This window comes from Caulobacter henricii, from assembly GCF_001414055.1.
In the GTDB taxonomy this organism is placed as follows: Bacteria; Pseudomonadota; Alphaproteobacteria; order Caulobacterales; family Caulobacteraceae; genus Caulobacter; species Caulobacter henricii.
Genome location: NZ_CP013002.1, coordinates 2,809,915 through 2,836,651, shown reverse-complemented (window position 1 = coordinate 2,836,651; position 26,737 = coordinate 2,809,915). Strand labels below are relative to the sequence as shown.

Here is a 26,737-nt window from a genome sequence, read left to right as displayed (position 1 = left end):
TCCAATCGCAACGCTAGCCTATTGCCGAGCGACGTCGAGCTTCCCCAGCGTCAGTCCGCCCGTAGCACCGGTGCCGGTCGCCGAGACAGGGCCTGGGCCGCTGCCAGCAGGCCGCCGACCGCCGACAGGCCGGCGGCTCCGCCCAGCAGGATCATGACGCCCGCCCAGTCGATGCTCCACTGGGCCTTGAACACCAGCACGACCACCGGCCAGGCCGCGGCCAGGCCCAGGAGAACCCCGGCCGCTCCCGCGATCAGGCCGACGGCGCCGTACTCGATGACATAGGCCGACAGGATCTGAGCGCGCGTACCGCCCAGCACCTTGAGGGTGGCCGCCTCGCGCGCCCGGGCGCGGGCCCCGGCGGCTATGGCTCCGGCCAGGACCAGCAGGCCGGCGAGGCCCGCAACGGCGGCCGCGCCGCGAATGGCCAGGGCCAGACGGTCGAACAGTCCGGCGGCGGCTTCCAGCTGCTCGCGCACGCTGATGACATTGACGGTCGGAAAGGTCCGGCCAAGGGCCCGGGTCAGCCGGGCCTCGGCGGGGCGGTCCATCTTGGCGATGGCGATATTGCGCAGCACCGCGCCTTCCAGGCTCTTCGGATCGAGCACGATCGAGAAATTGGGCCCGAAGCCCCCGAACTCGACCTTGCGCAGCACCGCTACCCGGGCTTCCAGATCGCGGCCCAGGACCGACAGGGTCACGGTGTCGCCGACCTTCAGACCCGCACCCTGGGCCAGGTCGATCTCCATGGCCACCTGCGGCGGACCGGCATAGCCGGCCGGCCACCAGCGGCCTTCGACCCGGCCGGAATCCTTGGGCTCGCTGTCCAGGACCGAGAGACTGATGTCGTTGTCGAAGGCCCAGCGCTCGGACGCCTTGATGGCCTTGAGGTCTATGGGTTTGCCCTTCAGGGCGATGATCCGGCCGGTGGCAAACGGAATGCGAAGATAGCGGTCGGCATCGAGAGGGCCGGTGGCCTTTGCGACCTCGGCATCGAAGGCGGTGACCTCGTCACCGGGGATCTCGGTAAAGACCATGGCCGGGGCGCTCTTGGGCGCGACCTCACGCACCTGGGCCAGCAGGGCTGACTGGATCAGCACCACGCAGGCCAGCAGGGCGACCCCGAGGCCGATGGCCGGGGTGGCTGTGCGCGCGGCCGAGCGGGGGCCGGCCAGATTGGCCAGGCCGATGCGGATGGGGCCACTGGCCAGGCCTCGGACCTTGCCCGCCAGCCAGGCCGCCGCCAGGCCCAGGGCCCAGAGAAGGACGAAGGCGACGGCAACCCCGACGATCATGATCCCGGCGGCGATCGGCGTCGGGGCCGTGGCGACGGCCAGGGCGGCGAGGCCCAGACCGCTGACACCGGCTCCGATCGTCTCAAGTCCGAAGGGCGCGCGCACGCCCAGGGCGCGGCGAAACAGGGCCGAGGGCGGCGTGGCCCGGGCCCGGGCCAGGGGGATCAGGGAGAAGGCTGCGGCGGCCAGCAGGCCGAAGGCTCCGGCCTTGATCAGGGGCAGGGGATAGACCGCAAACAGGGCGGGCACCGGAAGGGCGCTGCCGGCGATCTGGCCCAGAATCAGGGGCACAACCGCGCCAATGACCAGACCGATCAGCACGCCGAGGCTGGCCAGCAGGCCGATCTGGATCAGATAGGTGTTGCGGATCAGGTCGCCTTCGGCTCCGAGGGCCTTCAGCACGGCAATGGAGGGCTCGCGCGTCGCCAGATAGGCCGAGACGGCACCGGCGACCCCCAGGCCGCCGGCGACCAGCGAGGCCAGGCCGATGAAGCCGAGAAAGTATTCAAGCTGGTCGATCAGCTTGCGGGCGCCCGGCGCGGCGTCCGAACGGTCCCGAACATAGAGGCCAGAGTCGCCAAACTGCTTCTTCAGGGCCTTGCCGGCGGCGACGGGATCGGTGCCGGCGGGCAGGGCGATCCGGACGCTTTGGCTCGAGGGCAGGCCGGGGGCCAGCAGGCCCGTGGGATCCAGCAGCTCCCGACGGACCAGGACCCGGGGACCCAGGACGAAGCCGCGGGCCACGCTGTCCGGCTGTCGGATCATGGCGGCGCGGACCACCAGGGTCAGGGGACCGGCCTCGAAGCGGTCACCAACCTTCAGGCCCAGCCGGTCCAGCAGGGCCGGCTCAACCGCTGCGCCTGGCAGGCCGTCGCGGGTGGCCAGGGCCTCGGCGAGGGTGCCGGCACCGTCCAGCTCGACGGTGCCTGCCAGGGGATAGGCAGCATCGGCCCCCCGCAGATCGACCAGGCGCCGGTCACCGGAAGGCGCCTCGGCCATGACCCGGACGCGGGCCGTGTAGGAGGCCTGGCCGAGCCGGGCGAAGGCGGCGCGTTCCTGCGGGCTGAACTGCCGGTTCTCGACCGAGGCCGAGAGGTCGCCGCCGAGGATTTCCCGCGCCTGGGAGGCGAGGCCCCGACGGAAGGCCTCTGCGGTCGAGCTGGCGGCCGCGATGGCGGCGACGCCGAGGGCCAGGCAGGCCAGGAAGATGCCGAAGCCCCGGACACCGGAGCGTAGCTCGCGGGCGGCGAGGCGGAAGGAAAGAGCGCTCACGCAGCGGCCTCGGCTGACGACTGGACGACCTTGCCGTCGGCCATGCGCACGATGCGGTCGGCGCGCTGGGCCAGAACCGGATCATGGGTGACCATCACCAGGGCGGCCCCGCATTCGGCCAGCAGGTCGAACATCAGATCGACCACCGAACCGGCATTGCGGCTGTCGAGATTGCCGGTCGGTTCGTCTGCGAACAGCAGGGCCGGGCGCGCCGCCAGGGCGCGGGCCAGGGCCACGCGCTGCTGCTCGCCACCCGACAGCTGGTGCGGATAGTGGGTCAGGCGCGAGGACAGGCCGACCTTGGCCAGCCAGTCGCGGGCCGTCGGCAGGGCATTGGGCGACCGTGCGATCTCAAGCGGTGCCGCAACGTTTTCCTCGGCGGTCATGTTGGGCAGCAGGTGGAAGCTCTGGAACACCAGGGCGGCGCGTCCACGGCGCAGGCGGGCGCGGCCGTCTTCGTCCAGCTTGGACAGGTCTTGGCCAAACAGGCTGACGGTTCCCGAGGTCGGGCGCTCCAGCCCCGCTGCCACTGAAATCAGCGATGACTTGCCCGATCCCGAGGGCCCGATGATCGCGACCCGCTCGCCGGCCGCAACATCCAGATCGACGCCGCGCAGGATGTTCACCGGACCTGCGGATGATGGCAAGGTAAGGGTCACCGACGAAAGGGCGAGCGGTGCGACATCTGCGGTCATGAAGATTCCCTGGTTCGAGCATTAAACTCGGCGAACACAGCCCCACATAGGAAGCCATGACGACGTTCACACTGCCAAAGCTCTCGCGAAGAGCTGTATTTCTGGGTTTGACGGCGGGTGCCTGGTCCACTGGCGCTAGGGCGGCCGACAAGCTGCCGGTCGTGACGGTACTGGGCGACTCGATTACCGCCGGCCTGGGTCTGCCCGCGCGCGACGCCTTGCCGGCGCAGCTGCAGGGCGCGCTGGAGCGACTGGGGGTCAGGACGGCCGTGCGCGGGGCCGGGGTCTCCGGGGACACCAGCGGTGGTGGGCTGGCGCGGGTCGATTTCAGCGTCGCTGCGGACACCGCCGTCTGTGTCGTGGCCCTGGGCGGCAATGACCTGCTGCAGGGCGTCGATCCCGTCCGGACCAAGGCCAATCTCAAGCGGATCATCGAGAAGCTGAAGGCCCGCCGCATTCGCGTGCTGCTGGCCGGTGTGCGCGCCCCGCCGCTGATCGGCGCATCCTATGCCCGCGACTTCACGGGCCTCTATCCGGCCCTGGCCCGCGAGACCGGTGTGGCGTTCCACCCGGATTTCGTCACCGGCGTGATCGGCGTGCCGAACCTGATGCAGCGCGACGGCATCCATCCCAACGCCGCCGGGGCCCGCCTGATCGCCGAACGCCTGGCGCCCAGGGTCGCCACGGCGCTGCGAACCACAGTTTAGGGTCACAGCGCCGCAGGCCTAGTTGTCGATCAGCGTCGCCTGGCCGGCCGGAGGCTGGGCGACATGGGCGCTGCTGCCGAACACGCGATGGGTCAGGCGTTCAGCCCGAACCTTCAGGCCGTCCATCAGCACAAAGACGACCGGCACATAGAGCAGCGACAGCAGGGTCGAGGTGATCAGCCCGCCGATGACGGCAATGGCCATCGGGGCGCGGAACTCGACATCGGCACCGAAGCCTACGGCCACCGGCAGCATGCCGACGCCCATGGCGACTGTGGTCATGATGATCGGGCGCGCCCGCTTGTGAGCGGCGTCGATGATCGCCTCGCGTTTGGTCATGCCGTCCTTCATCGCCATGATCGCGTACTCGACCAGCAGGATCGAGTTCTTGGCGGCAATGCCCATCAGCATCAGGATGCCGATCAGGGTTGAGACCGAGAAGCTCGACCTGGCCAGGACCAGAAGAGCGAAGGCACCGCCGATGGCCAGGGGCAGGGCGACCATGATGGTGATCGGGTGGGCAAAGCTGCGGAACAGCAGCACCAGCACGATGTACATCAGGAGGATGCCGGTGATCAGGGCGGCAGCGAAGCCGGTGACCATCTCCTGGATGAACTCGGCATCGCCGGCGGCGACTTCCTTGACGCCGGCCGGGAGGTTCTTGACCGAGGACAGGGCGTGGACCCGCTGGCTGGCCTCGCCGACCACAATACCGTCGAGCTCAGCGGTGATGGTGGCGACGCGGGAGCGATCCTGGCGGCTGATCTGGGACGGGCCTGCACCGAAGCGCACGTCCGCCACCGCGTTCAGCGGTACGGGGCCGGCCGCGCTGGGCACCTTCAGGGTCTGAAGGACGGCGAGGTCTTCGCGGGCGTTCTGGGTCAGGCGAAGCCGGATCGGAACCTGCCGGTCGCCGAGATTGTACTTGGGCAGGTTCTGGTCGATGTCGCCGATCGTCGCTACGCGCACGGCCTGGGAGATCGCCCCGGCCGAGACCCCGGCGCGAGCCGCCTGGTCCGGGCGCGGCGTGACGACGATCTCGGGTCGGGCGATGGCAGCCGTATTGACCACATGGGCCAGGCCCGGAACCGAGCGCATTTCGGACTCGACCTTGCGGGCGGCCGCCTCAAGCGCCGGACCGTTGTCGCTGAGCAGGCGCAGGGTAAAGCTGGTGCCGTCGCTCGGACCGCCGCCGCTGTTGGAGCCTGCACCGATGCGCGCGCCCGGGATGGCCGCGAACTGGTCGACCATCAGGCGGCTGAACTCCTGCTGGTCCATGCGCTCGCCCTTGGGCACCAGATCGGCGTTCAGGGTGGCGGTATTGACCGCATTGTTGCCGCCGATGGAGGCATAGACACCGCGAACTTCGGGACGGGCCCGGAGTTCACGGGTCATGCGCTGCACGATGGCGTCGGTCTCGTCCAGGGTCGCGCCCGGCGGCAACTGGACCGAGAAAGGCGCACGACCACGGTCGGCGGCCGGCTGGAATTCGAAGGGCAGGGCCTTGGCCAGGAAGAACGAGGCCACAATCATCGGGATGCCCATCGCCAGGACCTTCCAGCGATTGTCCAGACCCCAGTGCAGGCTCTTCAGATAGGGCGACATCCAGAAAGGATCGGCGTCCTCGTGCTTGCTGTTGGCCTTGAGCATATAGGCCCCCATCAGGGGCGTCAGCAGGCGGGCCACGACCAGCGAGAACAGCACCGAGACACAGGCGGCCAGGGCGAAGGCCTTGAAGAACTGGCCGATGATGCCCGGCATGAAGCCGACCGGCGCGAACACCGCCACGATGGTGAAGGTGGTCGCGACCACGGCCAGGCCGATCTCGTCGGCCGCTTCCATGGCCGCCGCATAGGGCGTCTTCCCGCCCCGCATGTGGCGGACCATGTTCTCGATCTCGACGATGGCGTCGTCGACGAGAATGCCCACGGTCAGGGACAGGGCCAGCAGGGTGATGCTGTTCAGCGACTGGTTCAGGGGGGCCATGACCGCGAAGGTCGGGAACAGCGACATCGGGATGGCGACGGCCGCCAGGAAGGTCGCCCGCCAGTCGCGCAGGAACAGCAGGACCACCAGCACCGCCAGGACGGCCCCCAGGATCAGGGCCTCCATCGAGGCCAGATAGCTGTCCTCGATATATTTCACCTCGGAGGTGATCTCGTTGATTTCGATGTCCGGACGGGACTGGTCGAGCTTCGCGACCGCCTTGCGCACCTTTTCGGCGGTCTGGACCTCGCTGGCCCCGCGCGAGCGGACCATGTTGAAGGTCACGACCTCCTGGCCGTCATAGCGGGCGCGCGAGCGTGGCTCGGCCCAGCGGTCCTCGACCGTGCCCAGATCGCCCAGGCGGACACTGCCCCCGGCCGACAGCGGGATGCGGGTCTCGCGCAGCTGGTCGATCGAACCGGCCGCGCCCAGGGTCCGGATCGCCCGTTCGGAGCCGGAGATCGTCACGCGGCCGCCCGGCAGGTCGGCATTGGACGACACCAGGGCCTGGCTGACCTGGGCGGCGGTGACGCCACGCGCGGCCAGGCGGTCTGGATCCAGCGCCACCTCGATCTCGCGATCGACGCCGCCGCGGCGGTTGACCTCGCCGACGCCTTTCAGGGCCAGCAGGGTTCGGCTGACATCATTGTCGACGAACCAGCTGCGCTGTTCGGGCGTCAGGGTCGGAGCCTTGACCACATAGGTGATCAGCGGATCGCCGGAGATGTCGATCCGGGTGACGTTGGGCTCCTGCATGTCCTGGGGCAGAGAGCCCCGCAGGCCGGACATGGCATTGCGGACGTCGTTGGTGACCTGCTCGTGATCGACGCCGAGTTCGAACTCGATGAAGGTCGAGGAGACACCGTCGGTGATGGTCGAATTGATGTGGCGCACCCGGCCGAGACCGGAGACGGAGTCCTCGATCAGGCGGGTGACCTGGGTCTCGAGTTCGCTAGGGGCCGCGCCGGGGCGCGCCGCCGTCACGACCACGAAGGGCAGGTCGACATCGGGGTTGTTGTTGATCCGCATGCTGCCGAAGCCGGAAATGCCGGCGATCGTCAGCAACAGGAACAGCAGGATGACGGGGATCGGGTTCCGGATCGCCCAGGCAGACATGTTGTTCATGGCGCCAGGTTCCTAGCGGGCCGATTTGGCGGGAGAAGAGATCGACGGAACGGCGCTGCCGATGCGCACCGCATCGCCTTCACCGAGGAAGCCGGCCCCCTCTACGACCACCCGCTCGCCGGCGGTCAGGCCAGTGGCGGCGATCCGGTCGGCCGTGGCGGCGACGATGGCGATGCGCCGGAAATGCGCGTGGTTCTTGGCGTCGAGCACGAACACGCCCGGGCGGTTCTCCCGATAGAGGACCGAGGCACTGGGGACGGTCAGGGCGGGCTGGTCGCCGGCCTGGATGGTGGCGCGGGCGAACATGCCGGGGCGGAAGCCGCCCATGCCGGACAGGGACACGCGGGCGATGCCCAGCCGGGTCTGGCCGTTGACCTCCGAGGTGACGATGCGGACGCGGCCGCTGGTTTCGCCAACCTTGTCGGAGATGATCCGGGCCGGCATGCCCGGCCTGACCAGCAGGAGGTCCGTCTCCGGCACTTCGGCGTCCAGCTCCAGACGGCTGTCACGGACGATGCGGAAGACCTCTGCGCCGGTACCCACGATCTGTCCCTTGGTGACCGTACGGCGGCTGATCAGGCCCGACACCGGGGCGCGGATCGCGGTCTGGGCGAGGCGGGCAGCGGTTTCGCCGCGACCGGCTTCCGCCGCCGCGACCTGGGCGCTGGCGGTTTGCTGACGCGCCAGGGAGGAGTCGAGCGAGGCCTGGGACAGATAGCCCTTGGCCTGCAGTTCGCGGGCGCGGTTCAGGGCGGCCTCAGCCTCGGCCAGACTGACCCGGGCGCTGGCGACGCTGGCGTCCTGCTGACGCAGTTGGGCCGACAGCAGGGTGTCATTGAGCTTGACCAGAACCTGGCCGGCCTGGACGGTCTGGCCCTCTTCAGCGGAGACCGACATCGCCGTCAGGCCACCGGTCTCAGCCCCGACGACAACCTCTTCCCAGGGCGAGATGGTGCCGCTGGCATTGATCTCGCGCGGTACCGATTGTGAGACGACGCTGGCGATGCTGACGGTCTGGGTCGCAACCACAGCCGCCGGGGCCTTGGCCTGCTTGGGCTTCTTGTCTGCGCCGCAGCCAGAGACCGTGAAGGCACCCAGGACAAGGACCACAACCAGCGCGCTTGAACGCATCACGCGCCCCTTGATCCCGTAATCCACGATCGTCCCCGATGTCCCTGAAGGTCTTCGGGGTCTTCTAGCCGACAAAGGCCGGCCGCCTCAGTTAAATGATCGTAAGACGATAAAGGCTGCGGGCTCAGATCGATGGCGTGGCGGTCGACTGGGCCGCCTGGGCGCGGCCATAGCCCTCACGGGACTGCATCCGTGACCAGTAGGCCCTGACGTCGGGCGGGAAATCGTCAGCAAGCCCGAGTGAAGTCGCCAGCAGCAGGGCATAGGCGATCGAGATGTCGGCTCCGGTGAAGCGGTCGGCGGCGGCAAAGGCGTGATCCTTCAGGATCAGGTCCAGCCCCTTCAGGCGGGCCAGAAACCAGCGGGCATAGTCGGCCGCGACCTGGGGATTGCGCCGCTCTTCCGGCTCGAGACGCGAGTAACGCAGCACCAGGGTCTGGGGAAAGGTCAGGGTGGCCTCGCCGAAATGCAGGCCGTTCAGATAGGCCCCATAGCCCGGTTCATCGGGGCGGACCGACAGGGCCCCTCCACCGTGTCGGACGGACAGGTACTCGATCATCGCCGCAGACTCGGTCATCCGGGTCTCGCCATCGACCAGCAGGGGGATCGTGCCCAGCGGGTTCTCCTCGAGGAACGGCCGAGCCAGGAAACGGGGCGGGAAGGGCAACAGCTTCAGCTCATAGGCGAGACCAAGCTCTTCCAGGGCCCAGAGCGGGCGAAAGGACCGGGCGTCCCGGCAGTGATAGAGGGTGATCATGGCCTTCGGCCCGGCTGCAGTTGATGGCAGCGGACCAGAAAACCGGCGGGATGTCTTCCGTGACGCTGGGTCAGGCGGCCCGAGCCGGTCGAGACCCTCCAGAGATCGGTTTCGGCGTCCGAGGCCTGGTCATCAAACCTGGCCCCTTTGTCGAGATTGAAGCGCGCTGATTGACGGTCGGCAAGGCCGGGGCACGCGGTTCAGGCCCCGCGATGATCAGCCCGGTCGGCCGCGCTGAGCGCCGCCGACCGGGCGTCACGTCACCACCAGGTTGCGTAGAGGGCGATCAGGATCAGGATCACGCCGACGCCGGCGATGTTGAAGCCAGGGGTGGTCTTGTAGCTGACCCCTTCCAGGCTCACGACATTGACGACCTTTTTCTGCGGGGCGACCAGAGAGACGATCACCGCTGCGGCCAGGGTCAGCAGGAAGACCAGGCCGACACGGTTCATGAAGGGGATCACGAAGACGCCGAGCTTGTCGGCCACGAAGAAGCCGCCCGAGAGCGCCGCTCCGCCAATGGCCGCGACCAGGGCCGAGGCCGTGGTGGCCCGCTTCCAGAACAGGCCCAGCATGAAGATCACCACGATGCCCGGCGTGAAGAAGCCGGTGAAGTCCTGGATGAACTGGAAGGCCTGCTCGGCCTTGCCCAGCAGGGGGCGGGCCATCAGGATGCCGATCACGACGGCGAAGACGGCGGTCGCACGCCCTACGGCGACCAGGTGGCGCTCGGTCGCGTCCTTGCGGATCTTGGCATAGATGTCGAGCGTGAAGATGGTGGCGATCGAGTTGATCTTGGCCGCCAGCGACGCGACGATCGCGGCGACCAGGGCGGCGAAGACCAGCCCCAGGACGCCCGGCGGCAGCAGCTTCATCATTTCCGGATAGGCCTGGTCGGGCTTGTCGAGGCCGGGCACCAGCATCAGGGCGGCGATGCCCGGCAGCACGACGATCACCGGCATCAGCAGCTTCAGATAGGCGGCCAGGGCGATGCCCTTCTGCGCCTCCGCCAGGTCCTTGGCCCCGAGCGCCCGCTGGATGATGTACTGGTTGAAGCCCCAGTAGCTGATGTTCATGATCCACATGCCGCCCAGCAGCACCGACAGGCCGGGCAGGTCCTTGTAGTGCGGATTGTCGCGCGACAGGATCATGTCGAACTTCTCGGGGAAGCGTTCGGACAGGGTGTGGAAGCCGGCCAGGACGCCGCCCTCTGCGCCGCCGATCTGGTTCAGGGAAATGAACACGATGATCAGGCCGCCGGTGATCAGCAGGGCCACCTGGACGATGTCGGTCAGGGCCACGGCCTTCAGTCCGCCCCAGATCTGATAGGCCAGGGCGAAGACCCCGATCGCGGCCAGGGCGATCATCTGGTCGACGCCGGTCACCGTATGCACGGCGATCGAGCCGAGCCACAGGATCGAGGTCAGGTTCACGAAGACATAGAGAACCAGCCAGAACACCGCCATGACGTTGCGGACACTGGGTCCGTAACGCTGCTCCAGGAACTGGGGCATGGTGTAGACATTGTTTTTCAGGAAGATCGGCAGGAAGAACTTGCCGACGATCAGCAGGGTCAGGGCCGCCATCCATTCATAGGAGGCAATGGCCAGGCCGATGGCATAGCCCGAGCCGCTCATGCCGATGATCTGCTCGGCCGAGATGTTGGCGGCGATCAGTGACGCGCCGATGGCCCACCAGGGCAGGGCCTTTCCGGCCAGGAAATAGTCGGTCGAGTCTTTCTGGTGACCGCCCTTGTCGCGGCTGACCCACTGGGCCAGGCCGAAGATGGCGACGGCATAGACCGCCAGAATGACGAAATCGATGGTTTGCACGTGGTTCCTCCCCCGAGGACGACTGTTCTGATGGACTAGGCTTGGGCGTTCCAGGCCGCGACCAGGGCGGCAGCCTTGGCGCCAACCTCCTGGGCCGAGGCGCCGGGCCGATAGAGGTCTCCCCCGACGCCGATTCCGGCGACGCCGGCGGCACGCCAGGGTTCGAGATTGGCCACACCCACACCACCGACGGCATAGACCCGCACGTCCCGAGGCAGGACGTCCCTGACCGCCTTGAGGTGGCCGGGCCCGAAGGTTCCGGCCGGGAAGAGCTTCAGGGCCGTCGCCCCGGCCTTTACCGCCGCAAGGGCCTCGGTCGGTGTGGCAAAGCCCGGCATGACGGTCAGGCCCAGGCCAATGGCGCGGCCTATGACGTCCGGGTCGGTATTGGGCGTGACAATGAGCCGGCCACCCACCGCAGCCACCTGATCGACGGCGTGGGCCGACAGAACGGTGCCTGCACCGCACAGGGCGATGTCGCCATAGGCCGTGCACAGTCGCCCGATGCTCTCCAGCGGGTCGGGCGAGTTCAAAGGCACCTCAATGGCCCGGATTCCGGCCTCGACCAGGGCCGCGGCGATGTCCAAGACCTCGTCAGGCCTGACTCCGCGAAGGATCGCCACGATCGGCGGCAGCGGTGTCGGAACGGGCTCAGGCGAGGACATGGAAATCATTGTTCTTTGGAAAAGACAGCGTTGTCAATCCGGCCAGGACGGCGGCCTCGCCGTCGATCGCGGTCGTCTGGCCGCCCAGGCTGGCGATGGCCTGGCCGTAGAACCGGTTCAGGCCCGGCGCACCGACCAGGGTCACCTGGACCAGGTCGCCGAACCAGGTGCGGGCCGCCGCCGCATCGGCCCCGATCAGCAGGCCCGACAGAAAGCCCATCGCATCGTCCGGCGGCAGGCTCTCCAGCAACTGCCGGCTGCGGGTCTCAAACAGCAGATGTGGCAGCAGGGCCGGGCCGTGCTCGATGATCCGGGCCAGGCCCATCGCAAAGCCCGCCTGTGAGCCCTGCACCTCGGCGGCGACGCCCGCGGCCAGGCTCGAATACTGGCGCAGCAGGGCGAAGGTCTCGCCGACCGGGGCGGTCAGGAAGCGTACGACCGCGCCGTCTTCGACGAGGGTCCACTTGCAGTGGGTTCCGGGCAGGACCAGCAGATGGCGGCCATGCCTAAGCGCCGGATCCAGGGCCAGGGCCCCGAGAATCTGGGTTTCCTCCCCACGCATCACGTCGGGGCTGCCCAGGGGATTGATGCAGGACAGGCCGGGAATGATCGATACCGGCAGGCCCTCGGCCTCGATCGTCAGGATCCGTTCGCGAAGGTCATTCGCTCTGCCGGGGCAGGGGGCATAGGGGGCCTCGACCCAGCCCATCCGGGAGCCGACCACACCGCAGAGCATGGCACCGGCTGGACGCGCTTCCCGCCAGTCGCCGACCAGATCGAGAAAGGTCCTTTCCGGGCTGCTCCTCAGGGCCCCGATGCCGGGACCGTCACGACGGTCGAGCACGCTCTTGCCCTGCCGTAGATACAGGCGCAGGCGCGAGGAGCCCCAGTCGCCAAAGATCGTGATCGAGGGGTCCATCAAGGAGACTCGCGCTTTACAGGTCCGGCGATGTCACGCAGGCGGGCCTTGCCGGGCTTGTCTTCGCTCATGGCCATCCTGTCTCTGGCTGGATCTGGCTCTCGAGCGCCTCGCCGATCCATTTATAATACGAACCAGATAGCCGCAAACCCGGCCCGGGCTCCGGCGAGCGACCTCAGCCTTCCTGGCCCCGCAAAATAGTCGATTGGTCTTCTTGCTCCGCCGCCAGAGGTCAGCCCTCATGCGGCGGAAGATCGGGAGCTTGAGAGATGAATCAGCATGCGCCGCGTCGCGTCGTCATCGTCGGTGGTGGAACGGCAGGGTGGATGGCCGCTGCTGCGTTGTCGAAACTGCTGAAAGGCGCCTATGGCCCCGTCACCCTGATTGAATCCGAGGAGATCGGCACGGTCGGTGTCGGCGAAGCGACCGTGCCGCCGATCCGGCTGTTCAACCATCTGCTGGGCATCGACGAGAATGCGTTCCTCCAGGCCTGCCAGGGCAGTTTCAAGCTCGGCATCGAGTTCGACGGCTGGTCGGGCGAAGGTCGGCGTTATCTGCATCCTTTCGGCACCTATGGGGCCAGCATCGACGGCGTGTCGTTCCACCAGCACTGGCTCAGTCAGCGGGCGCGGGGTGATACCAGTGAGCTGGACGATTACTGCGTGGCTGCGGTGGCCGCCCGAATGGGGCGGTTCAGCCGCGGCGATGATGAACCGCGCTCGGTGTTCTCGACCTTCTCCTACGCCTTCCATTTCGACGCCGGCCTCTATGCGCGCTTCCTGCGGGAACGGGCCGAAGCCCAGGGAGTCACACGGATCGAGGGCAAGATCGCCTCGGTCCAGCAGAACGGTCAGAGCGGCGACGTCACGGGAGTCAGGCTGGAGGATGGCGAGACGGTGGAGGGCGACTTCTTCATCGACTGCTCGGGCTTTCGCGGCCTGCTGATCGAAGGGGCGCTAAAGACCGGCTATGAGGACTGGACCCACTGGTTGCCTTGCGACCGGGCGGTGGCGGTTCCCTGCGAAAACGGCGGGGCCTTTACGCCCTATACCCGCTCGACGGCGCGCGAGGCGGGCTGGCAGTGGCGCATTCCGCTGCAGCACAGGATCGGCAACGGCTATGTCTATTCCAGCCGGCACATCAGTGACGACGATGCGGCCGCCACCCTGATGGCCAATCTAGACGGCGCGGCCCAGGCCGACCCGCGGTTCCTGCGTTTTGTCACGGGCCGGCGAAAGAAGCTCTGGAACCGCAATGTCGTGGCCCTGGGCCTGGCCAGTGGTTTCCTGGAGCCGCTGGAATCCACCAGTATTCACCTGATCCAGACCGCGATCATCCGGCTGTTGTCGCTCTTGCCGCTGGGCGATGACGATCCGGTCGCCCGCGCTGAATATAATCGCCTGTCTATTTTGGAGATGGAGCATATTCGGGACTTCATCATCCTCCATTACTTTATCAATGGTCGCTCCGGTCCGCTGTGGGAGGCCTGTCGCGCCATGGCCGTGCCCGACAGCCTGCATCGAAAGCTCGACCTGTTCCGGACGCGCGGCAAGGTCGTGCGCTATGACGACGAGCTGTTCGCCGAGGCCAGCTGGGTCGCGGTTTTGCTGGGGCAGGGCATAGTGCCCCAGGGCTATGAACCGATGGCCGATGCCCGCGATCCGGCCGACGTGGCGCGGCGGCTGGCGGGCATGCGCGGCCATATTGCCCGGGTGGTGGAGCGGCTTCCGACCCATGCGGCGTTCATTGCCGAGCATTGCCGCGCACCCGCCCTGACGTGTGATTCTCGTTAATTCTATCCTAACGGCGCTCAAAAATCCTTGTGAGTCAAAGCGTTGCGGCCATCATGGCGGATGATGATTAACCAAATTTCAGCATAGAAATCTCGACTCTGTTAATATTAACTAGTCTCGCTCCTGTATTAAGCATGTGACAATTGGCTTTAAACTAATTCTCAAGGTGACTGTTGGATACTCCTTGATGGGTAAAACGCCCACCGGTCTTAAAATGAGGCCGGAGACCTTGAAAAGGAGTCTGTCGTAATGGCGCTGAACAGCATCAACACGAACAGTGGAGCGCTCATCGCGCTGCAAAATCTAAACGCGACAAATATGGAGACCCAGAACGTCCAGCAGCGCATTTCCACCGGCAAGAAGGTGGCCAGCGCCAAGGACAATGGTGCAATCTGGGCGACGGCCAAGAACCAGTCGGCAACCGCGTCTTCGCTGAACTCGGTGAAGGACTCGCTGCAACGCGGCCAGTCGACCATCGATGTGGCCCTGGCCGCCGGCGACACCATCACCGACCTGCTGGGCAAGATGAAGGAAAAGGCCCTGGCCGCTTCCGACACCTCGCTCAACACCGCCAGCTTCAACGCTCTGAAGTCGGACTTTGAGTCCCTGCGCGATCAGGTGACCAAGGCTGCCACGAACGCCAAGTTCAATGGCGTCAGCATCGCTGATGGCACAACGGCCAAGCTGACCTTCCTGGCCAATGCTGATGGCTCGGGCTTTACCGTGTCAGCCAAGACCCTGACCCTGGCGGGGATCGGCCTGACCACAGGCTCTACCTTCACCACGGCTGCCGCAGCCAAGACCATGATCGGCACGGTGACCACGGCCTTGCAGACGGCGTCCAACAAGCTGGCGTCGCTGGGCACCAGCTCGACCGGCCTGGATACCCACCTGACCTTCGTCGGCAAGCTGCAAGACAGCCTCGACGCCGGCGTGGGCAACCTGGTCGATGCTGACCTGGCCAAGGAAAGCGCCCGTCTGCAGTCCCTGCAGACCAAGCAACAGCTGGGCATACAGGCCCTATCGATCGCGAACTCTTCGAGCTCGTCGATCCTGAGCCTGTTCCGCTAAGATTTAAACCTATTCGACCTGAGGGTCGGTTCTGGGGCGAGCCTGCGGGCTCGCCCTTTTTTCGTCTGTTGTGCTCCACGGATTGGCGCTCCAGCAGCATGCGCCTGGCCCTTTTGGTCTTAGTAATTTCTGAACAATAATTTCGAGAAGCTTAAATTTGTAGAAATCTTAATTGAGAATTACGCTGAATTTTTAGTCGGTAAACGCAACATTGAAGCGTTATGGTTGTTGCAACTATCTATAAACGTTATCGAAATAACATAGATATATATTCGCCATGGGCAAAATGCCCTCCGGCGACCGTGGGGACGCTGGAATAACTCAATAGGAGTATTCCACTTTGGCCTTGAACAGTATCAATACCAACTCAGGGGCGTTGATCGCGCTGCAGAATCTGAACACGACAAGTTCGGAACTCGCAAACGTTCAGCAGCGCATCAGCACCGGCAAGAAGATTGAAAGCGCCAAGGACAATGGCGCGATCTGGGCCACGGCGAAGAACCAGTCGGCGACTGCCCGGTCTCTGAACTCGGTGAAGGATTCACTGCAACGCGGCCAGTCGACGATCGATGTGGCCCTGGCCGCCGGCGACACGATCACCGACCTGCTGGGCAAGATGAAGGAGAAGGCGCTCGCCGCCTCTGACACGTCTCTGAACACGTCCAGCTTCGACGCCCTGAAGGCGGACTTTGAGTCCCTGCGCGATCAGGTGACCAAGGCCGCCACCAATGCCAAGTTCAACGGCGTCAGCATTTCGGATGGCTCCACCGCCAAGCTGACCTTCCTGGCCAACCAGGATGGTTCAGGGTTTACGGTTTCAGCCAAGACCCTGTCTCTGGCCGGTATCGGCCTCAGCACGAGCTCGACATTTACGACGGCCGCGGCGGCCAAGACCATGATCACCACAGTGACCACGGCCCTCCAGACGGCGACCAACAAGCTGGCCTCGCTGGGTACCAGCTCAACGGGCATGGACACCCACCTGACCTTCGTCGGCAAGCTGCAGGACAGCCTCGACGCCGGCGTGGGCAATCTGGTGGACGCGGACCTGGCCAAGGAAAGCGCCAAGCTGCAGTCGCTGCAGACCAAGCAGCAGCTGGGCATCCAGGCCCTGTCGATCGCCAACGGCTCCAGCGGGTCGATCCTCAGTCTCTTCCGCTAGATCCGCTTCCGGCGGCCTGGGCTCTCGGGGTCACAGGCGCAAGTTCTGGAAAGGGGCGGACCCGGTGTCCGCCCTTTTTTCTGGCCTGTACTCTGGCCCGGGCCCGGTGATGGTCGATCCGGCCGAGTTCAGGTGGCCAGGGTTTTGAGCCGGTCGCGCAAGGCTGCCAGAGTCTCCAGCGGCAGATCGATCCGGCACAGGATTTGTGCGGGAATGGCCCTGGCCGCCTCGCGGAGGTCCTGGCCCTCGGAGGTCAGGGTGATGATCACCCGACGCTCATCCTGAGGATCGCGACTGCGCGCGATCAGACGCGCGGTCTCAAGCCGTTTCAGCAGGGGTGTCAGGGTGCTGGAGTCCAGATCGAGGGCCTGGCCCAAGGCTCCGACCGTTAGCGGATTATGCTCCCACAACGCCAGCATCACCAGATATTGCGGATAGGTCAGGCCCAGGGCCTCGAGCAGCGGCCGATAGAGCCGCGTGATCCGGTTTGCTGCGCCATAGAGGGCAAAACAGAGCTGACGGTCGAGGCGCAGGGCCTCGACCGGCGCTTGAACAGCCGCGTCTTCAGGGCCGCTCTTGGGGGACTGGCTCATTTGGCCTTTACGTTAAGGGCGACGTCGATATTGCCGCGCGTGGCATTCGAATAGGGGCAGACCTTGTGGGCCGTGGCCACCAGGGCTTCGGCATCAGCTTGTGACAGACCCTCGGTTTCGACGTCCAGGGTCACTTCCAGTTTGAAGCCGACTTCTTGCGGCAGCAAGCCAACCACGCCGGTGACCTGCGAGCCGGTCAGGGCGATCTTCTGCTGACGGGCCACGTGACCCATGGCGCTCTGGAAACAGGCAGCATAGCCGGCCGCGAACAGCTGCTCGGGATTGGAGCCGGTCTCCTTGCCGCCGAGCGCCTTGGGCATGGACAGCTGCAGATCCAGCAAACCATCGTCGCTGCGAACATGGCCTTCGCGGCCGCCGACGACGGTAGCGCGGGCTTCATAGAGAGTGCTCATGGGGTCGCTCCTTGCAAGTAATGATGTGAACGATTTAATCGTGCACGATATAAATTCAAGGCCGCCATACGAAATACATCGCGCGCGATGCGATTTTCGCCGACTGGCCAAAGTCGGGTTGGTCTCTGACCGTTCAGCCGACCTTCGCCGCAGCCGCCAGCGCGGCTAGAGCCTCGGAGGGCGACATTCCACCCAGCAACTGGCGAATGATGCTCAGGCTGTCGGAATAGATCCGCTCGCAGACCAGTGTATCGCCCTCGAACAGGAAGAAGGCCGTCATCTGGCAGGCGAACGGCCGGCCGGTGGCGGGCAGGGGCCCCAGAGGCCCTTTCTGGGTGCCCTCGAGAATGAACTCGACGACGATGCCGTCATCGATGTGGCGCAGGGACAGCAGGGTGTTGCGCTGATCCGGAAAGGTCTCGCGCGAGCTGGTGTAGTAGCGTTGCACGTCCTCGCGGCCGTCATGCACCGCGCCGGTGGCGATGATCTCATAATGGGGGTGAGGAAAGGTCTCCAGCACCTTGTCCCACGCATGGTCGATCTCGTCGGCCATGTGTTCTCGGACAATAGTCTCGCGGCGCGCGCGCAGGTCTTCCAAGGTCATGGTCGCCTCCCTCAAGACCGCGCTCTGGCGGATTGGAAGGAAGTAGAGCCGGTAAACCCCGGGCTTGGAAAGGTCTTAGGCGGCCCAGGCGGCGGTGAACCGCTTGAGCAAGGAGCGGGCGGCACTTTCCACACCTGAACTGACGGCTTCCAGACGCAGGAACAGGTCGCCGGCCGCATGACTGCCGCGCGCGGGCAGACCCTGTCCGGGCAGGCGGACCAGGCCGCGTGAGGCAGCCTTGGTCGAAATCCAGGCCAGGCGCGGGCCCAGAACCGTCTCGACCTCGACCCGCCCGCCTTCGGCCAGCACGCGCTTGTCGATCCGGCCAGTCAGCCACAGGTCGTCACCGCGGATCAGGGCCTCGCGGGCCCCCGTGTGCCGGACCACGAAGGTGACGCCGTCGACCCTGACCTTGTCGTCGACCCGCAGACCGGCCGGGAGCTTCAGGCGCAGTTTGCGGTCGTCGATGGCGAGATCCATGGTGCCGCCGCTGACGGCGGTGGCCACGTCGATTTCTAGGATCGCCTGTTTGACGGGTTTTTCTGCGGCCGTGGTACAGGCCGGCGGGAAGTGGATCTCGCGCGGCGGCGGTTGATCCTGCAGCAGGCGATAGGCGGCCAGCACATCGCGGAACAGGGCTGCGTCGCCGCCGGGACGATCAGGGTGAGCGCGCTTGGCCGCCTCGCGATAGGCGGCACGCAGCTCGCGGTCACCGGCACCAGGGGCCACGCCGAGCAGGGCGCGGGCGGCCGAAAGGGTCAGGGAAGAGGCGGGACGCGCGGACATCGACGCGACCCTGCCGGGACTTGGTCAACGGGGGGTTAAGTTAAGACTTTCAGGTGGTGGTCCCGGCACCGACACAGGCCTATATCCACCCTATGACCGACGAAGCCCTTATCCCCGCCTCGCCCAGCGACGATGACTATGTCCGTCAGGTGACCCAGGCCGAGCCCCTGCCGTTGCTGCCGGAGCATGATCCGTTCGCGCTGTTTGCCGAGTGGCTCGCCGAGGCCGGCAAGAAGGAGCCGAACGATCCCAATGCGGTGACCGTCTCGACGGTCGACGCCGAGGGCATGCCGGACTCGCGCATGGTTCTGCTCAAGGACTTCGATGCCCGCGGCTTTGTCTTTTATACCAACACCGAGAGCGCCAAGGGCGTGGAGCTGAACGCCCACCCCAAGGCGGCCCTGCTGTTCCACTGGAAGTCCCTGCGCCGACAGGTGCGGATCCGCGGGCTGGTCGAGTCGGTCAGCGAGGCCGAGGCCGACGCCTATTTCGCCAGCCGCGCGCGCCACAGCCAGTTGGGGGCCTGGGCCAGCGACCAGTCGCGGCCTCTGCCCGACCGCCTGGCCCTCGAACGTCGGGTGGCCGAGATGGGGCTGAGGTTTGGTCTCGGCAAGGTGCCGAGGCCGCCGCATTGGTCAGGCTATCGCGTCGTTCCACAGGTCATGGAGTTCTGGCGTGACCGTCCCTTCCGCCTGCACGAACGCCTTGTCTATGACCGGGTCGGCGACGCCTGGACCACGCGGCGCCTGTTCCCCTGATCAGGCCGCCGTCCGGCAGGCATAGCGGGCCAGGAAGGTCTCCACGGCATCGTCGCAGATCTCGCCCAGCGGTCGCAGCGGCAGGGTCTCATCGCCGGCGGAGAGGCCCAGCACCAGGGTGACATGGTCGATCATGCCCATCAGCTGGCCGGCCGCCCACGAGGGCTTGTCGACGGCGATTTCTCCAGTTCGCACCAGGTCATTGATCACCGACAGCGCCGCGCCGCCCAATTCCTCGCGGGCGCATTGCAGAAAGTACTCGGCGACATCGTCAAACCGGCGTCGCTCGGCGGTCACGAGGCGAAACATTGCCCGGGTGACGGGCAGTGTCTGAAAAGCCCCATAGGCATTGGCAAAGGCGCGCAGACGGGCGCGGGCATCCCCGCTGGTGTTGACGCTGTCGCGAACCGGGGCCGCGATATCCCGCGCGGTTTCGAGCACAACCACCTTGAACAGATCGGCCTTGCCGGGGAAATAGGCGTAGAGAGTCGCCGTCGACACGCTGGCCGCACGGGCGACCACTTCCATGCCGGCGTCGCGATAGCCTTCCCGCAGGAACTGGGTCCGTGCGGCCGCCACGATTTCATTTCTTTTGTGTTCGGCTCTCTTGAGGCCGGCGCTCATAAGCATCGCAAAAAACTCTAACTGCTACTGAGGTGCAAGTTAGTCGAGTATTGCATTGTGGCGCAAGTCATGGGCGAGGACGAGCGCCGCAGATTCAGCTATGGCACCCCGGCTCCGGATATCGGGCGCGAAACGACAGGATTGCAGGCGTGACCAAGGACGCTGAGAGCGCTCGGGAACAAGAAATTGCCGGCTGGTTCGGCGAGCGCGCCGAGAACACCATCGAAACCTCCTGCGCCCGGGTGTTCCTGCTGGGAGACTCGGCCTTCAAGGTCAAGCGTCCGGTGGATTTTGGCTTTCTGGACTATTCGACCCTTGAGCTGCGGCGCTGGGCGCTTGAACGTGAACTGGTGTTCAACCGGGCCGCCGCGCCGGACATCTATCGCACTGTTCGCCGACTGACCCGGGACCGCTCCGGCGGGATCGAGATCGACGGCGACGGCGAGATCGTCGAATACGCCCTCGAAATGCGCCGGTTCGACGAGCAGGGCGTGCTGGCGGCCCAGCCCTGGGCCATCGATGATGCCCTGGAAGATGCCCTGGGCCGCACCGTGGCCCGGTTCCACGCAGGCGCTGCCCTGCGGCCACAAGGCGGCGGGGTCAGTGCCCTGGGCTATACGATCCGGTCCAATGCCAACCTGTTGCGGGGTCTGGCCCCGCGGCTCGGCAGCCTGGCCGTTGAGCGCCTTGTGGCCGAGACGGACCTTGCCCTCGAGCGCCTGGGTCCGTTGCTCGATGCGCGCGCCGCAGAAGGCTTTGCTCGCCACTGCCATGGCGACCTGCATCTGGGAAACATCCTGATCGAAGGGGGCAGGCCGATCCTGTTCGACTGTATCGAGTTCAATGACACCCTGTCGGAGATCGATATCCAGTACGACCTGGCCTTCCTGCTGATGGACCTCGACTTCCGCCGCCGTCGCGACGCGGCAGGGCGGGTGCTCAATGCCTATCTCGACGAGGCTGCCCGATCGTTTGGCGAGGGCCTGTGGACCGGTCTTGCCGCGCTTCCCCTGATGCTCTCGGTGCGGGCGGCCGTGCGGACCCATGTCTGGGCCTATACCGGCGATGACGAGGCCGCGCGGGCCTATCTGGCCGTCGCCCTCGAGCATCTGGCCCCAAAGCCGGTCAGCCTGGTGGCGACCGGCGGTCTGTCCGGGTCCGGCAAGTCAACCTTCGCCCGGGTCTGCGCGCCGGGTCTGGGTTCTGCCCCTGGAGCGGTCGTTCTTCGTACGGACGAAATCCGCAAGCGCCTGTGGGGCGTGCCCTCGCTCGAACGCCTGCCGCGCGAGGCCTATACGCCGGAGGTCAGCGTCCGGGTCTATGACCAGTTGTTCAATGACGCCGCCCTGGCCCTGAAGTCCGGCCGTTCCGTGGTGCTGGACGCCGTCTTCATGAAGCCCGAGGAACGGGCCCGGGCCCAGGCCCTGGCGGCCGCAACGGATGTCGCCTTTCAGGGGGTGTGGCTCGAAGCGCCTCCGGAGGTGCTGCGGGCTCGTGTAGCCGCCCGGGTCAATGATGCTTCGGACGCGGACGTCGCCGTTCTTGAAACCCAGCTGGCCCGTGACACGGGCGAGATCACCTGGCGCAAGGTCGACACGGTCAGCGCCTTTGAAGACGAGGCGAGGGCCCTCGCCGAGACCATGGGCTAGGCAGCCGCTTGGCCGGCCCTGGCAGGTCGGCCGGCCTCAGGCCGCGTCATGCAGGGCGTTGCGCCCGGACCCATCCGGGCTGATCGCCCGCTCAATAGCCTGGATCAGGGCGGCCGGCTTGACCGGCTTGCCCAGGTGGTCGCTGAAGCCGAGGTTCAGAAAGCGCTCGCGGTCGCCGGCCATGGTCGAGGCTGTCAGGGCAATAACAGGCAGGTTCGGGTCTCCTGCCGTCCCTGACCGGATCGCCTGCAAGGCCGTAATGCCGTCCATGACGGGCATGTTGATGTCCATCAGCACACAGTCGAAGCCGCCGCGGGCCATGGCCTCGAGCGCTTGCTGACCGTTGTCGACCACGGTCAGGGACAGGCCGGTGGCTTCCAGCATCGCCCGTACGACCAACTGGTTGATGGTGTTGTCCTCGGCCATCAGGATCCGCACCGAGGTCATGCAGGGTTCGCTGCCACGCACCAGGTCCGCGGGCATTTGCGGCTCAGCGCCGGGGGCCCGGATGCTGAGCACGAAACAGGCCCCCGACTCTGAAGGGGCCAGGGTCAGGTCGCCTCCCATCTGGCGGGCCAGGGCGCGCGAAATCGTCAGGCCCAGTCCGGCGCCGCCATGACTGCGGGAAATCGTGTCGTCGGCCTGGGTAAAGCTTTCAAAGACCCGCCCCGCCGCCTCGGGGGGAACACCCGGACCGGTGTCACGCACGGCGAAGAAGATGGCGTGCTGTCCGTCGACAGCAGGTCGCGGTGAATAGACCTGCAGATCGACACCCCCGGTGACGGTGAACTTCAGCGCATTGGAAATGAGGTTGGTCAGGACCTGCCGTACCCGCAGGACATCCCCCAGGATCCAAGTGGGAACCTCCGGATCAAAACGGGTCGTCAGCTTGATATTCTTGAGGACAGCGACGTCGCGCCAGGCATTGAGGATGTCGTGGACGGCGTCTTCCAGATTGAACGGCTCCGGGACCAGCTCGACCTTGCCCGCCTCGATGCGCGACAGGTCCAGAACGTCGTTGAGCAGCTGCATAAGACTGTCGCCGGACCGGATCATCAGGCCGACCTGCTCGCGCTGGGTCTCGTTCAGATCGGATCGCGACAGGGCGTGAGCCATGCCCAGCAGGCCGTTCATCGGGGTGCGCAGTTCGTGGCTGGTCACGGCGATGAAAGTGGACTTGGCGCGCGTGGCTTCCAGGGCCCTTTCGCGCTCCTCGCGCAGGCGGTGGGTCAACTCGTCCATCCGGCGGGCGGCCGCACGATTGGCGATCATGGTGTTGATCGTGCTCAGCGCCACGATCAACAGGCCCCAGCGCGCCGTGTCCGGGCCTGTGCCCTGAGCGCCATAGAAGAAGAATGGAAAGAGGATCAGGCTGGTCAGGGGCGCGACCCCGCTGACGGCGATCAGGGTCCAGGGCTGGTGGCGGAAGTTCTGGGTATAGACGATCTGACCGGCCCAGATGGCCACGGCCGTGAGTTTCAGATCGGCGGTGGTGGACAGCCACAGCGTCGCAGCCAGCCACGCCCAGGTGATGTTGATCGGCAGGGCGGCCAGCACAAAGCCTGCGCGCAGGGCAAAAGAGCCCGGGACGCCGGGCGAAAACCTTCGGGTCACAAGTCTGGCCAGACCCTCGCAGGCCAATAGTGCGCTCAGCCAGGTCAAGGCGAAGGACAGACCCAGGGCACCGCCGATCACCGTGGCCGTCAAGGCGGCCAGGATCACGCGCGGGAGCAACAGGCGATGGGTGTCCATCGCCACCTCGTCCAGCCGCTCATCGGCCCAGAGAGATTGCCATCCGCGCAACGAATCGTCCCGCCCGAGGACTCAGTTTGCCCCGAAGCGCAGGATACCCCGAGAAGGTCAGTCCGGACCTTGAGCGGCCTGCGACGGATCAGCGCGGGCGCTGGCATGACTGAAAATTGCCAGCCAACTGTTCTGACATCAAACAGGCGTTCGCTCTGCGCGCGCGGCGCGTTGCACAGACCGGTCCTGACCGGTAGCTTCTCCCGCATAACAAGAAGCCTTCGGGAGAGCAGGTTCTATGCAGGGGTTGATGCAGCACGGGGCTTTGACGGTCGACAAGATCATCGACCACGCCGCCCAGTGGCACGGTAGCCGCGAGATCGTCACGCGGTCGGTCGAGGGGCCGATCGTACGGACGACGTATGGTGCCATCCGCGATCGCGCCAAGCGAGTGTCCAACGCTCTGCTGTCGCTGGGGATCAAGCCGGGCGACCGCGTCGCGACCCTGGCCTGGAACACTGGCCGGCACATGGAAGCCTGGTATGGCATCATGGGCATCGGGGCGGTGTGCCACACCCTGAACCCGCGCCTGTTCCCCGAGCAGATCGCCTGGATCGCCGACCATGCCGGCGACCGGGTGCTGTTCACCGACCTGACCTTCCTGCCGATCGTGGCAGCGATCCTGCCCAAGGTTCCCAGCATCGAGCACGTGGTCGTCTTCACCGATGGCCAGCACATGCCGGCCTTTGCGCCAGCCAGCGAGGCACCGCACTTCAAGGGCGTTCACTGCTTCGAGACCCTGGTCGACAGCCACGGCGCCGACTGCGCCTGGGGCGGTTTCGACGAAGGTACGGCGGCCGGGCTCTGCTACACTTCGGGGACCACGGGCGATCCCAAGGGGGTGATGTATTCGCATCGCTCCAATTTCCTGCACACCTTCATCACCCTGCAGCCTGACGTGATGGGACTGTCGCAGCGCGACACCATCCTGCCCGTGGTGCCGATGTTCCATGCCAATGCCTGGGGTGTGGCGTTCTCGGCGCCGGCCACCGGCTGCAAGATGGTGCTGCCTGGTGCCAAGATGGACGGCGCGTCCATCTATGAACTGCTGGACAGTGAGGGGGTCACCTTCTCGGCGGCCGTGCCGACCGTCTGGCAGATGCTGTTGCAGCACCTGCGCGACAACGACCTGAAACTGCCTGTTCTAAAGAAGGTGGTAATCGGCGGCGCGGCCTGTCCTGAGCACATCATTCGCGCCTTCCAGGAAGATTACGACGTCGAGGTCGTGCACGCTTGGGGGATGACCGAAACCTCGCCGGTCGGCACCCTGTCTGTGCTGACGGACGAACTGGTCAAGCTGCCCTACGACCAGCAGATGCCCTATCGCCTCAAGCAGGGCCGCCCCCCCTTGGGTGTCGAGCTGAAGTTGACCGATGACGCCGGCCAGCGCCTGCCGCACGACGGCAAGAGCTTCGGCAATCTGAAGATCAAGGGGCCGACCATCGCCGGTGCCTATTTCCGGGGTGCGGGCGGCAATATCCTCGACGACGAGGGCTTCTTTGACACCGGCGACGTGGCCACGATCGACGGTCACGGCTTCATGCAGATCACTGACCGTGCCAAGGACGTCGTGAAGTCCGGCGGCGAGTGGATCAGCACCATCGAGATCGAGAATATCGCTGCGGGGCACCCCAAGGCGGCCCTGGCGGCGGTGATCGGCGTGCCCCATCCCAAGTGGGACGAACGACCGATCCTGCTGATCAAGCTGAAGGACGGCGAGACCGCCACCCGCGAAGAGTTCCTCGAGTTCCTGCAGGGCAAGATCGCCAAGTGGTGGATGCCCGATGACGTTCTGTTCGTCGACGATATCCCGCTGGGTGCCACCGGCAAGATCGACAAGAAACTGATCCGCCAGCGCCTGAAGGACTATGTCCTGCCGAGCGCCGTAGCCGCTGCGCCTACCCTGGCCGCCGCCGACGGAGGGCAGGCCGCCCGCATCTATGCGCCAGATCCTGTAGAAACGCCGCCCGACGTGGAGGCGATCGCCTCGGGGGAGCTTGAGGCCGGGTCGGTTCACGTCGAAACCGTCCCGGCCGCCATCGCTCTGACTCCTGTCCTCGCGGTTGAAGCCGAGGATTTGCCGCCGCCTGAGGATCTGGGTGAGCTTCCGGCCGGGCCCGAGGCCGAGCCGGTCAGCCTGCTGGCCGATGAGGCCGCTGAGGAACAGCCTCTGCGGCTCCATGAGCCCGTTGCTGAACCGACCCCGGTCGCCACGCCGGTCGCGGCCCTGGCCGAGGATCTGCCCTTTGCGGTTCCTCTGACGCCGGGTGATCGTCGCCGGGCCAAGGCTGCGGAGACCAAGACCGCAGCCCGGGCCGGCAAGGCACCGGGCTGGGTGCCGCTGTTCCTGGACCTGGCCCTGCTGATTGCCCTGGTCCCAGGCCTGCTGGTCGCGGTGGGGGCTCTGGGGGTCAAGTTTGGCCTGCTGGACCTGCCGCTCGGTTACAACCTGATGGCTCAGGACTGGGCCCCGAAGATCGCCTATCTGGGCGTGGCCACTGGGGCCCTGTCGCTGATCATCGCCCTGATGGTCGGCTTCGGGATCTTCTGGAAGCGTGTGGTGCTGATCCTGGTGATCACCATCGCGACGATCGCCACCATGGTGGGGGTCAATGCCGTGGGCGGGCAGGCCCCGCCTGTGCATGACGTCGCCACGGACTGGAAGACACCCCTGGACTTCTCTGATGCGGCCCTGGCCGCACGCGGGAGCTCGTCCCAGGCGGTCGAGGCTGATCCCAGCCTGCCTGTGGGTTCGGTCGTGTTTGCGGGCCGCCGGGTCGCCGATGTCAATGCCGAGACCTGCCCCGTCGCACGGCCCCTGGTGGTGGAACGGACGCCGGCCGATGCCTATGAGGCGGCCAAGGCTGCGGTTCTGGCCTCGGGCCTGACCCTGATCACGGATGATCCGATGGACGGGCGGCTGGAGGCGACGGGCCGGAGCTACTGGTACGGTCTGGTCGACGATCTGGTGGTCCGGGTCCGCCCTGATGCCGCCGGAGCCCGGGTCGACATGCGCTCGATCGGTCGAGAAGGCGGTACGGACCTGGGACGCAACTGCCGGCGCATCCAGGGCCTCCTCACCGCGATCAAGGGTTAG

21 protein-coding genes are annotated in these 26,737 nt (G+C 66.2%); 7 read left to right on the top strand and 14 right to left on the bottom strand.

The window, feature by feature from the left end; all coding sequences use genetic code 11:
* Window positions 1-50: 50 nt before the first annotated feature.
* Together AQ619_RS13215 and AQ619_RS13210 are read right to left on the bottom strand one after the other, a co-directional pair.
* Window positions 51-2,567, bottom strand: coding sequence for an ABC transporter permease (locus AQ619_RS13215; RefSeq protein WP_062148435.1), 2,517 nt, complete (start codon window positions 2,565-2,567; stop codon window positions 51-53).
* Window positions 2,564-3,262 carry an ABC transporter ATP-binding protein gene (locus AQ619_RS13210; protein WP_062148432.1) on the bottom strand — a complete coding sequence of 233 codons (699 nt, stop codon included), beginning with the start codon at window positions 3,260-3,262 and terminating at the stop codon, window positions 2,564-2,566. Before AQ619_RS13210 ends, AQ619_RS13215 begins: the two co-directional genes overlap by 4 nt.
* Window positions 3,263-3,318: 56 nt before the next feature.
* Between AQ619_RS13210 and AQ619_RS13205 the strand changes: the two genes are divergently transcribed.
* Window positions 3,319-3,969 carry an arylesterase gene (locus AQ619_RS13205; RefSeq protein ID WP_062148429.1) on the top strand — a complete coding sequence of 217 codons (651 nt, stop codon included), beginning with the start codon at window positions 3,319-3,321 and terminating at the stop codon, window positions 3,967-3,969.
* An 18-nt stretch (window positions 3,970-3,987) separates the two neighbouring features.
* Here AQ619_RS13205 and AQ619_RS13200 read toward each other — a convergent pair whose 3' ends face one another.
* From AQ619_RS13200 to AQ619_RS13175, 6 genes are all read right to left on the bottom strand, one after another.
* Window positions 3,988-7,080, bottom strand: a complete 3,093-nt coding sequence (locus tag AQ619_RS13200; RefSeq protein ID WP_062148425.1) for an efflux RND transporter permease subunit — start codon at window positions 7,078-7,080, stop codon at window positions 3,988-3,990.
* Window positions 7,081-7,092: 12 nt separating this feature from the next.
* Window positions 7,093-8,211, bottom strand: coding sequence for an efflux RND transporter periplasmic adaptor subunit (locus AQ619_RS13195; RefSeq protein WP_062148422.1), 1,119 nt, complete (start codon window positions 8,209-8,211; stop codon window positions 7,093-7,095).
* 124 nt (window positions 8,212-8,335) lie between these two features.
* Window positions 8,336-8,968, bottom strand: a complete 633-nt coding sequence (locus tag AQ619_RS13190) for a glutathione S-transferase family protein (RefSeq protein WP_062148419.1) — start codon at window positions 8,966-8,968, stop codon at window positions 8,336-8,338.
* A 260-nt stretch (window positions 8,969-9,228) separates the two neighbouring features.
* Entirely contained in the window at window positions 9,229-10,800 is a 1,572-nt protein-coding gene (locus tag AQ619_RS13185) for a sodium/sugar symporter (protein WP_062148415.1), read from the bottom strand.
* Window positions 10,801-10,835: 35 nt separating this feature from the next.
* Window positions 10,836-11,465, bottom strand: coding sequence for a 2-dehydro-3-deoxy-6-phosphogalactonate aldolase (locus tag AQ619_RS13180; protein WP_062148412.1), 630 nt, complete (start codon window positions 11,463-11,465; stop codon window positions 10,836-10,838).
* Window positions 11,452-12,384: a 2-dehydro-3-deoxygalactonokinase gene (locus tag AQ619_RS13175; protein ID WP_062148409.1), complete on the bottom strand. Its 933-nt coding sequence runs from the start codon at window positions 12,382-12,384 to the stop codon at window positions 11,452-11,454. The genes AQ619_RS13180 and AQ619_RS13175 overlap by 14 nt, the downstream gene beginning before the upstream one ends.
* A gap of 269 nt (window positions 12,385-12,653) precedes the next feature.
* On the opposite strand from AQ619_RS13175, the gene AQ619_RS13170 reads away from it, so the two are divergent.
* From AQ619_RS13170 to AQ619_RS13160, 3 genes are all read left to right on the top strand, one after another.
* On the top strand, window positions 12,654-14,177 hold the full coding sequence (locus tag AQ619_RS13170; RefSeq protein WP_062148406.1) for a tryptophan halogenase family protein: 1,524 nt from the start codon (window positions 12,654-12,656) through the stop codon (window positions 14,175-14,177).
* A 249-nt stretch (window positions 14,178-14,426) separates the two neighbouring features.
* Window positions 14,427-15,248 carry a flagellin gene (locus tag AQ619_RS13165; protein ID WP_062148403.1) on the top strand — a complete coding sequence of 274 codons (822 nt, stop codon included), beginning with the start codon at window positions 14,427-14,429 and terminating at the stop codon, window positions 15,246-15,248.
* A 340-nt stretch (window positions 15,249-15,588) separates the two neighbouring features.
* The gene (locus tag AQ619_RS13160; protein WP_062148400.1) at window positions 15,589-16,410 is read left to right on the top strand and encodes a flagellin; all 822 of its coding nucleotides are present in this window, start codon (window positions 15,589-15,591) and stop codon (window positions 16,408-16,410) included.
* A 128-nt stretch (window positions 16,411-16,538) separates the two neighbouring features.
* Here AQ619_RS13160 and AQ619_RS13155 read toward each other — a convergent pair whose 3' ends face one another.
* The 4 genes from AQ619_RS13155 to AQ619_RS13140 all read right to left on the bottom strand — a co-directional run bounded on the left by AQ619_RS13155 (window position 16,539) and on the right by AQ619_RS13140 (window position 18,806).
* Window positions 16,539-17,003 (bottom strand): MarR family winged helix-turn-helix transcriptional regulator, encoded by a 465-nt coding sequence (locus AQ619_RS13155; protein WP_062148397.1) that lies wholly within the window; start codon window positions 17,001-17,003, stop codon window positions 16,539-16,541.
* The gene (locus AQ619_RS13150; protein WP_062148394.1) at window positions 17,000-17,416 is read right to left on the bottom strand and encodes an organic hydroperoxide resistance protein; all 417 of its coding nucleotides are present in this window, start codon (window positions 17,414-17,416) and stop codon (window positions 17,000-17,002) included. The genes AQ619_RS13155 and AQ619_RS13150 overlap by 4 nt, the downstream gene beginning before the upstream one ends.
* 133 nt (window positions 17,417-17,549) lie before the next feature.
* Window positions 17,550-18,020, bottom strand: a complete 471-nt coding sequence (locus AQ619_RS13145) for an ester cyclase (protein WP_062148391.1) — start codon at window positions 18,018-18,020, stop codon at window positions 17,550-17,552.
* Between the two features lie 75 nt (window positions 18,021-18,095).
* Window positions 18,096-18,806 carry a J domain-containing protein gene (locus tag AQ619_RS13140; protein WP_062148388.1) on the bottom strand — a complete coding sequence of 237 codons (711 nt, stop codon included), beginning with the start codon at window positions 18,804-18,806 and terminating at the stop codon, window positions 18,096-18,098.
* 92 nt (window positions 18,807-18,898) lie between these two features.
* Here AQ619_RS13140 and pdxH point away from each other — a divergent pair, with 92 nt between their 5' ends.
* Complete coding sequence (gene pdxH, locus AQ619_RS13135; RefSeq protein WP_062148385.1) at window positions 18,899-19,564, top strand: pyridoxamine 5'-phosphate oxidase; 666 nt, start codon at window positions 18,899-18,901, stop codon at window positions 19,562-19,564.
* Here pdxH and AQ619_RS13130 read toward each other — a convergent pair whose 3' ends face one another.
* Window positions 19,565-20,143, bottom strand: coding sequence for a TetR/AcrR family transcriptional regulator (locus AQ619_RS13130; protein ID WP_236849474.1), 579 nt, complete (start codon window positions 20,141-20,143; stop codon window positions 19,565-19,567).
* Between the two features lie 194 nt (window positions 20,144-20,337).
* On the opposite strand from AQ619_RS13130, the gene AQ619_RS13125 reads away from it, so the two are divergent.
* Window positions 20,338-21,837 carry a bifunctional aminoglycoside phosphotransferase/ATP-binding protein gene (locus tag AQ619_RS13125; protein ID WP_062148379.1) on the top strand — a complete coding sequence of 500 codons (1,500 nt, stop codon included), beginning with the start codon at window positions 20,338-20,340 and terminating at the stop codon, window positions 21,835-21,837.
* A 36-nt stretch (window positions 21,838-21,873) separates the two neighbouring features.
* On the opposite strand, the gene AQ619_RS13120 is transcribed toward AQ619_RS13125, so the two are convergent.
* Window positions 21,874-23,640 carry a response regulator gene (locus AQ619_RS13120; RefSeq protein WP_335338037.1) on the bottom strand — a complete coding sequence of 589 codons (1,767 nt, stop codon included), beginning with the start codon at window positions 23,638-23,640 and terminating at the stop codon, window positions 21,874-21,876.
* Window positions 23,641-23,878: 238 nt separating this feature from the next.
* Between AQ619_RS13120 and AQ619_RS13115 the strand changes: the two genes are divergently transcribed.
* On the top strand, window positions 23,879-26,737 hold the full coding sequence (locus tag AQ619_RS13115; protein ID WP_062148376.1) for a long-chain-fatty-acid--CoA ligase: 2,859 nt from the start codon (window positions 23,879-23,881) through the stop codon (window positions 26,735-26,737).

Bases quoted from the DNA above. Each gene is read 5' to 3' on its own strand.
- AQ619_RS13210 (WP_062148432.1), bottom strand. From the start codon at position 3,262: ATGACCGCAGATGTCGCACCGCTCGCCCTTTCGTCGGTGACCCTTACC.
- AQ619_RS13205 (WP_062148429.1), top strand. From the start codon at position 3,319: ATGACGACGTTCACACTGCCAAAGCTCTCGCGAAGAGCTGTATTTCTG.
- AQ619_RS13200 (WP_062148425.1), bottom strand. From the start codon at position 7,080: ATGAACAACATGTCTGCCTGGGCGATCCGGAACCCGATCCCCGTCATC.
- AQ619_RS13195 (WP_062148422.1), bottom strand. From the start codon at position 8,211: ATGCGTTCAAGCGCGCTGGTTGTGGTCCTTGTCCTGGGTGCCTTCACG.
- AQ619_RS13190 (WP_062148419.1), bottom strand. From the start codon at position 8,968: ATGATCACCCTCTATCACTGCCGGGACGCCCGGTCCTTTCGCCCGCTC.
- AQ619_RS13180 (WP_062148412.1), bottom strand. From the start codon at position 11,465: ATGTCCTCGCCTGAGCCCGTTCCGACACCGCTGCCGCCGATCGTGGCG.
- AQ619_RS13175 (WP_062148409.1), bottom strand. From the start codon at position 12,384: ATGGACCCCTCGATCACGATCTTTGGCGACTGGGGCTCCTCGCGCCTG.
- AQ619_RS13170 (WP_062148406.1), top strand. From the start codon at position 12,654: ATGAATCAGCATGCGCCGCGTCGCGTCGTCATCGTCGGTGGTGGAACG.
- AQ619_RS13165 (WP_062148403.1), top strand. From the start codon at position 14,427: ATGGCGCTGAACAGCATCAACACGAACAGTGGAGCGCTCATCGCGCTG.
- AQ619_RS13155 (WP_062148397.1), bottom strand. From the start codon at position 17,003: ATGAGCCAGTCCCCCAAGAGCGGCCCTGAAGACGCGGCTGTTCAAGCG.
- AQ619_RS13150 (WP_062148394.1), bottom strand. From the start codon at position 17,416: ATGAGCACTCTCTATGAAGCCCGCGCTACCGTCGTCGGCGGCCGCGAA.
- AQ619_RS13145 (WP_062148391.1), bottom strand. From the start codon at position 18,020: ATGACCTTGGAAGACCTGCGCGCGCGCCGCGAGACTATTGTCCGAGAA.
- AQ619_RS13140 (WP_062148388.1), bottom strand. From the start codon at position 18,806: ATGTCCGCGCGTCCCGCCTCTTCCCTGACCCTTTCGGCCGCCCGCGCC.
- pdxH (WP_062148385.1), top strand. From the start codon at position 18,899: ATGACCGACGAAGCCCTTATCCCCGCCTCGCCCAGCGACGATGACTAT.
- AQ619_RS13115 (WP_062148376.1), top strand. From the start codon at position 23,879: ATGCAGGGGTTGATGCAGCACGGGGCTTTGACGGTCGACAAGATCATC.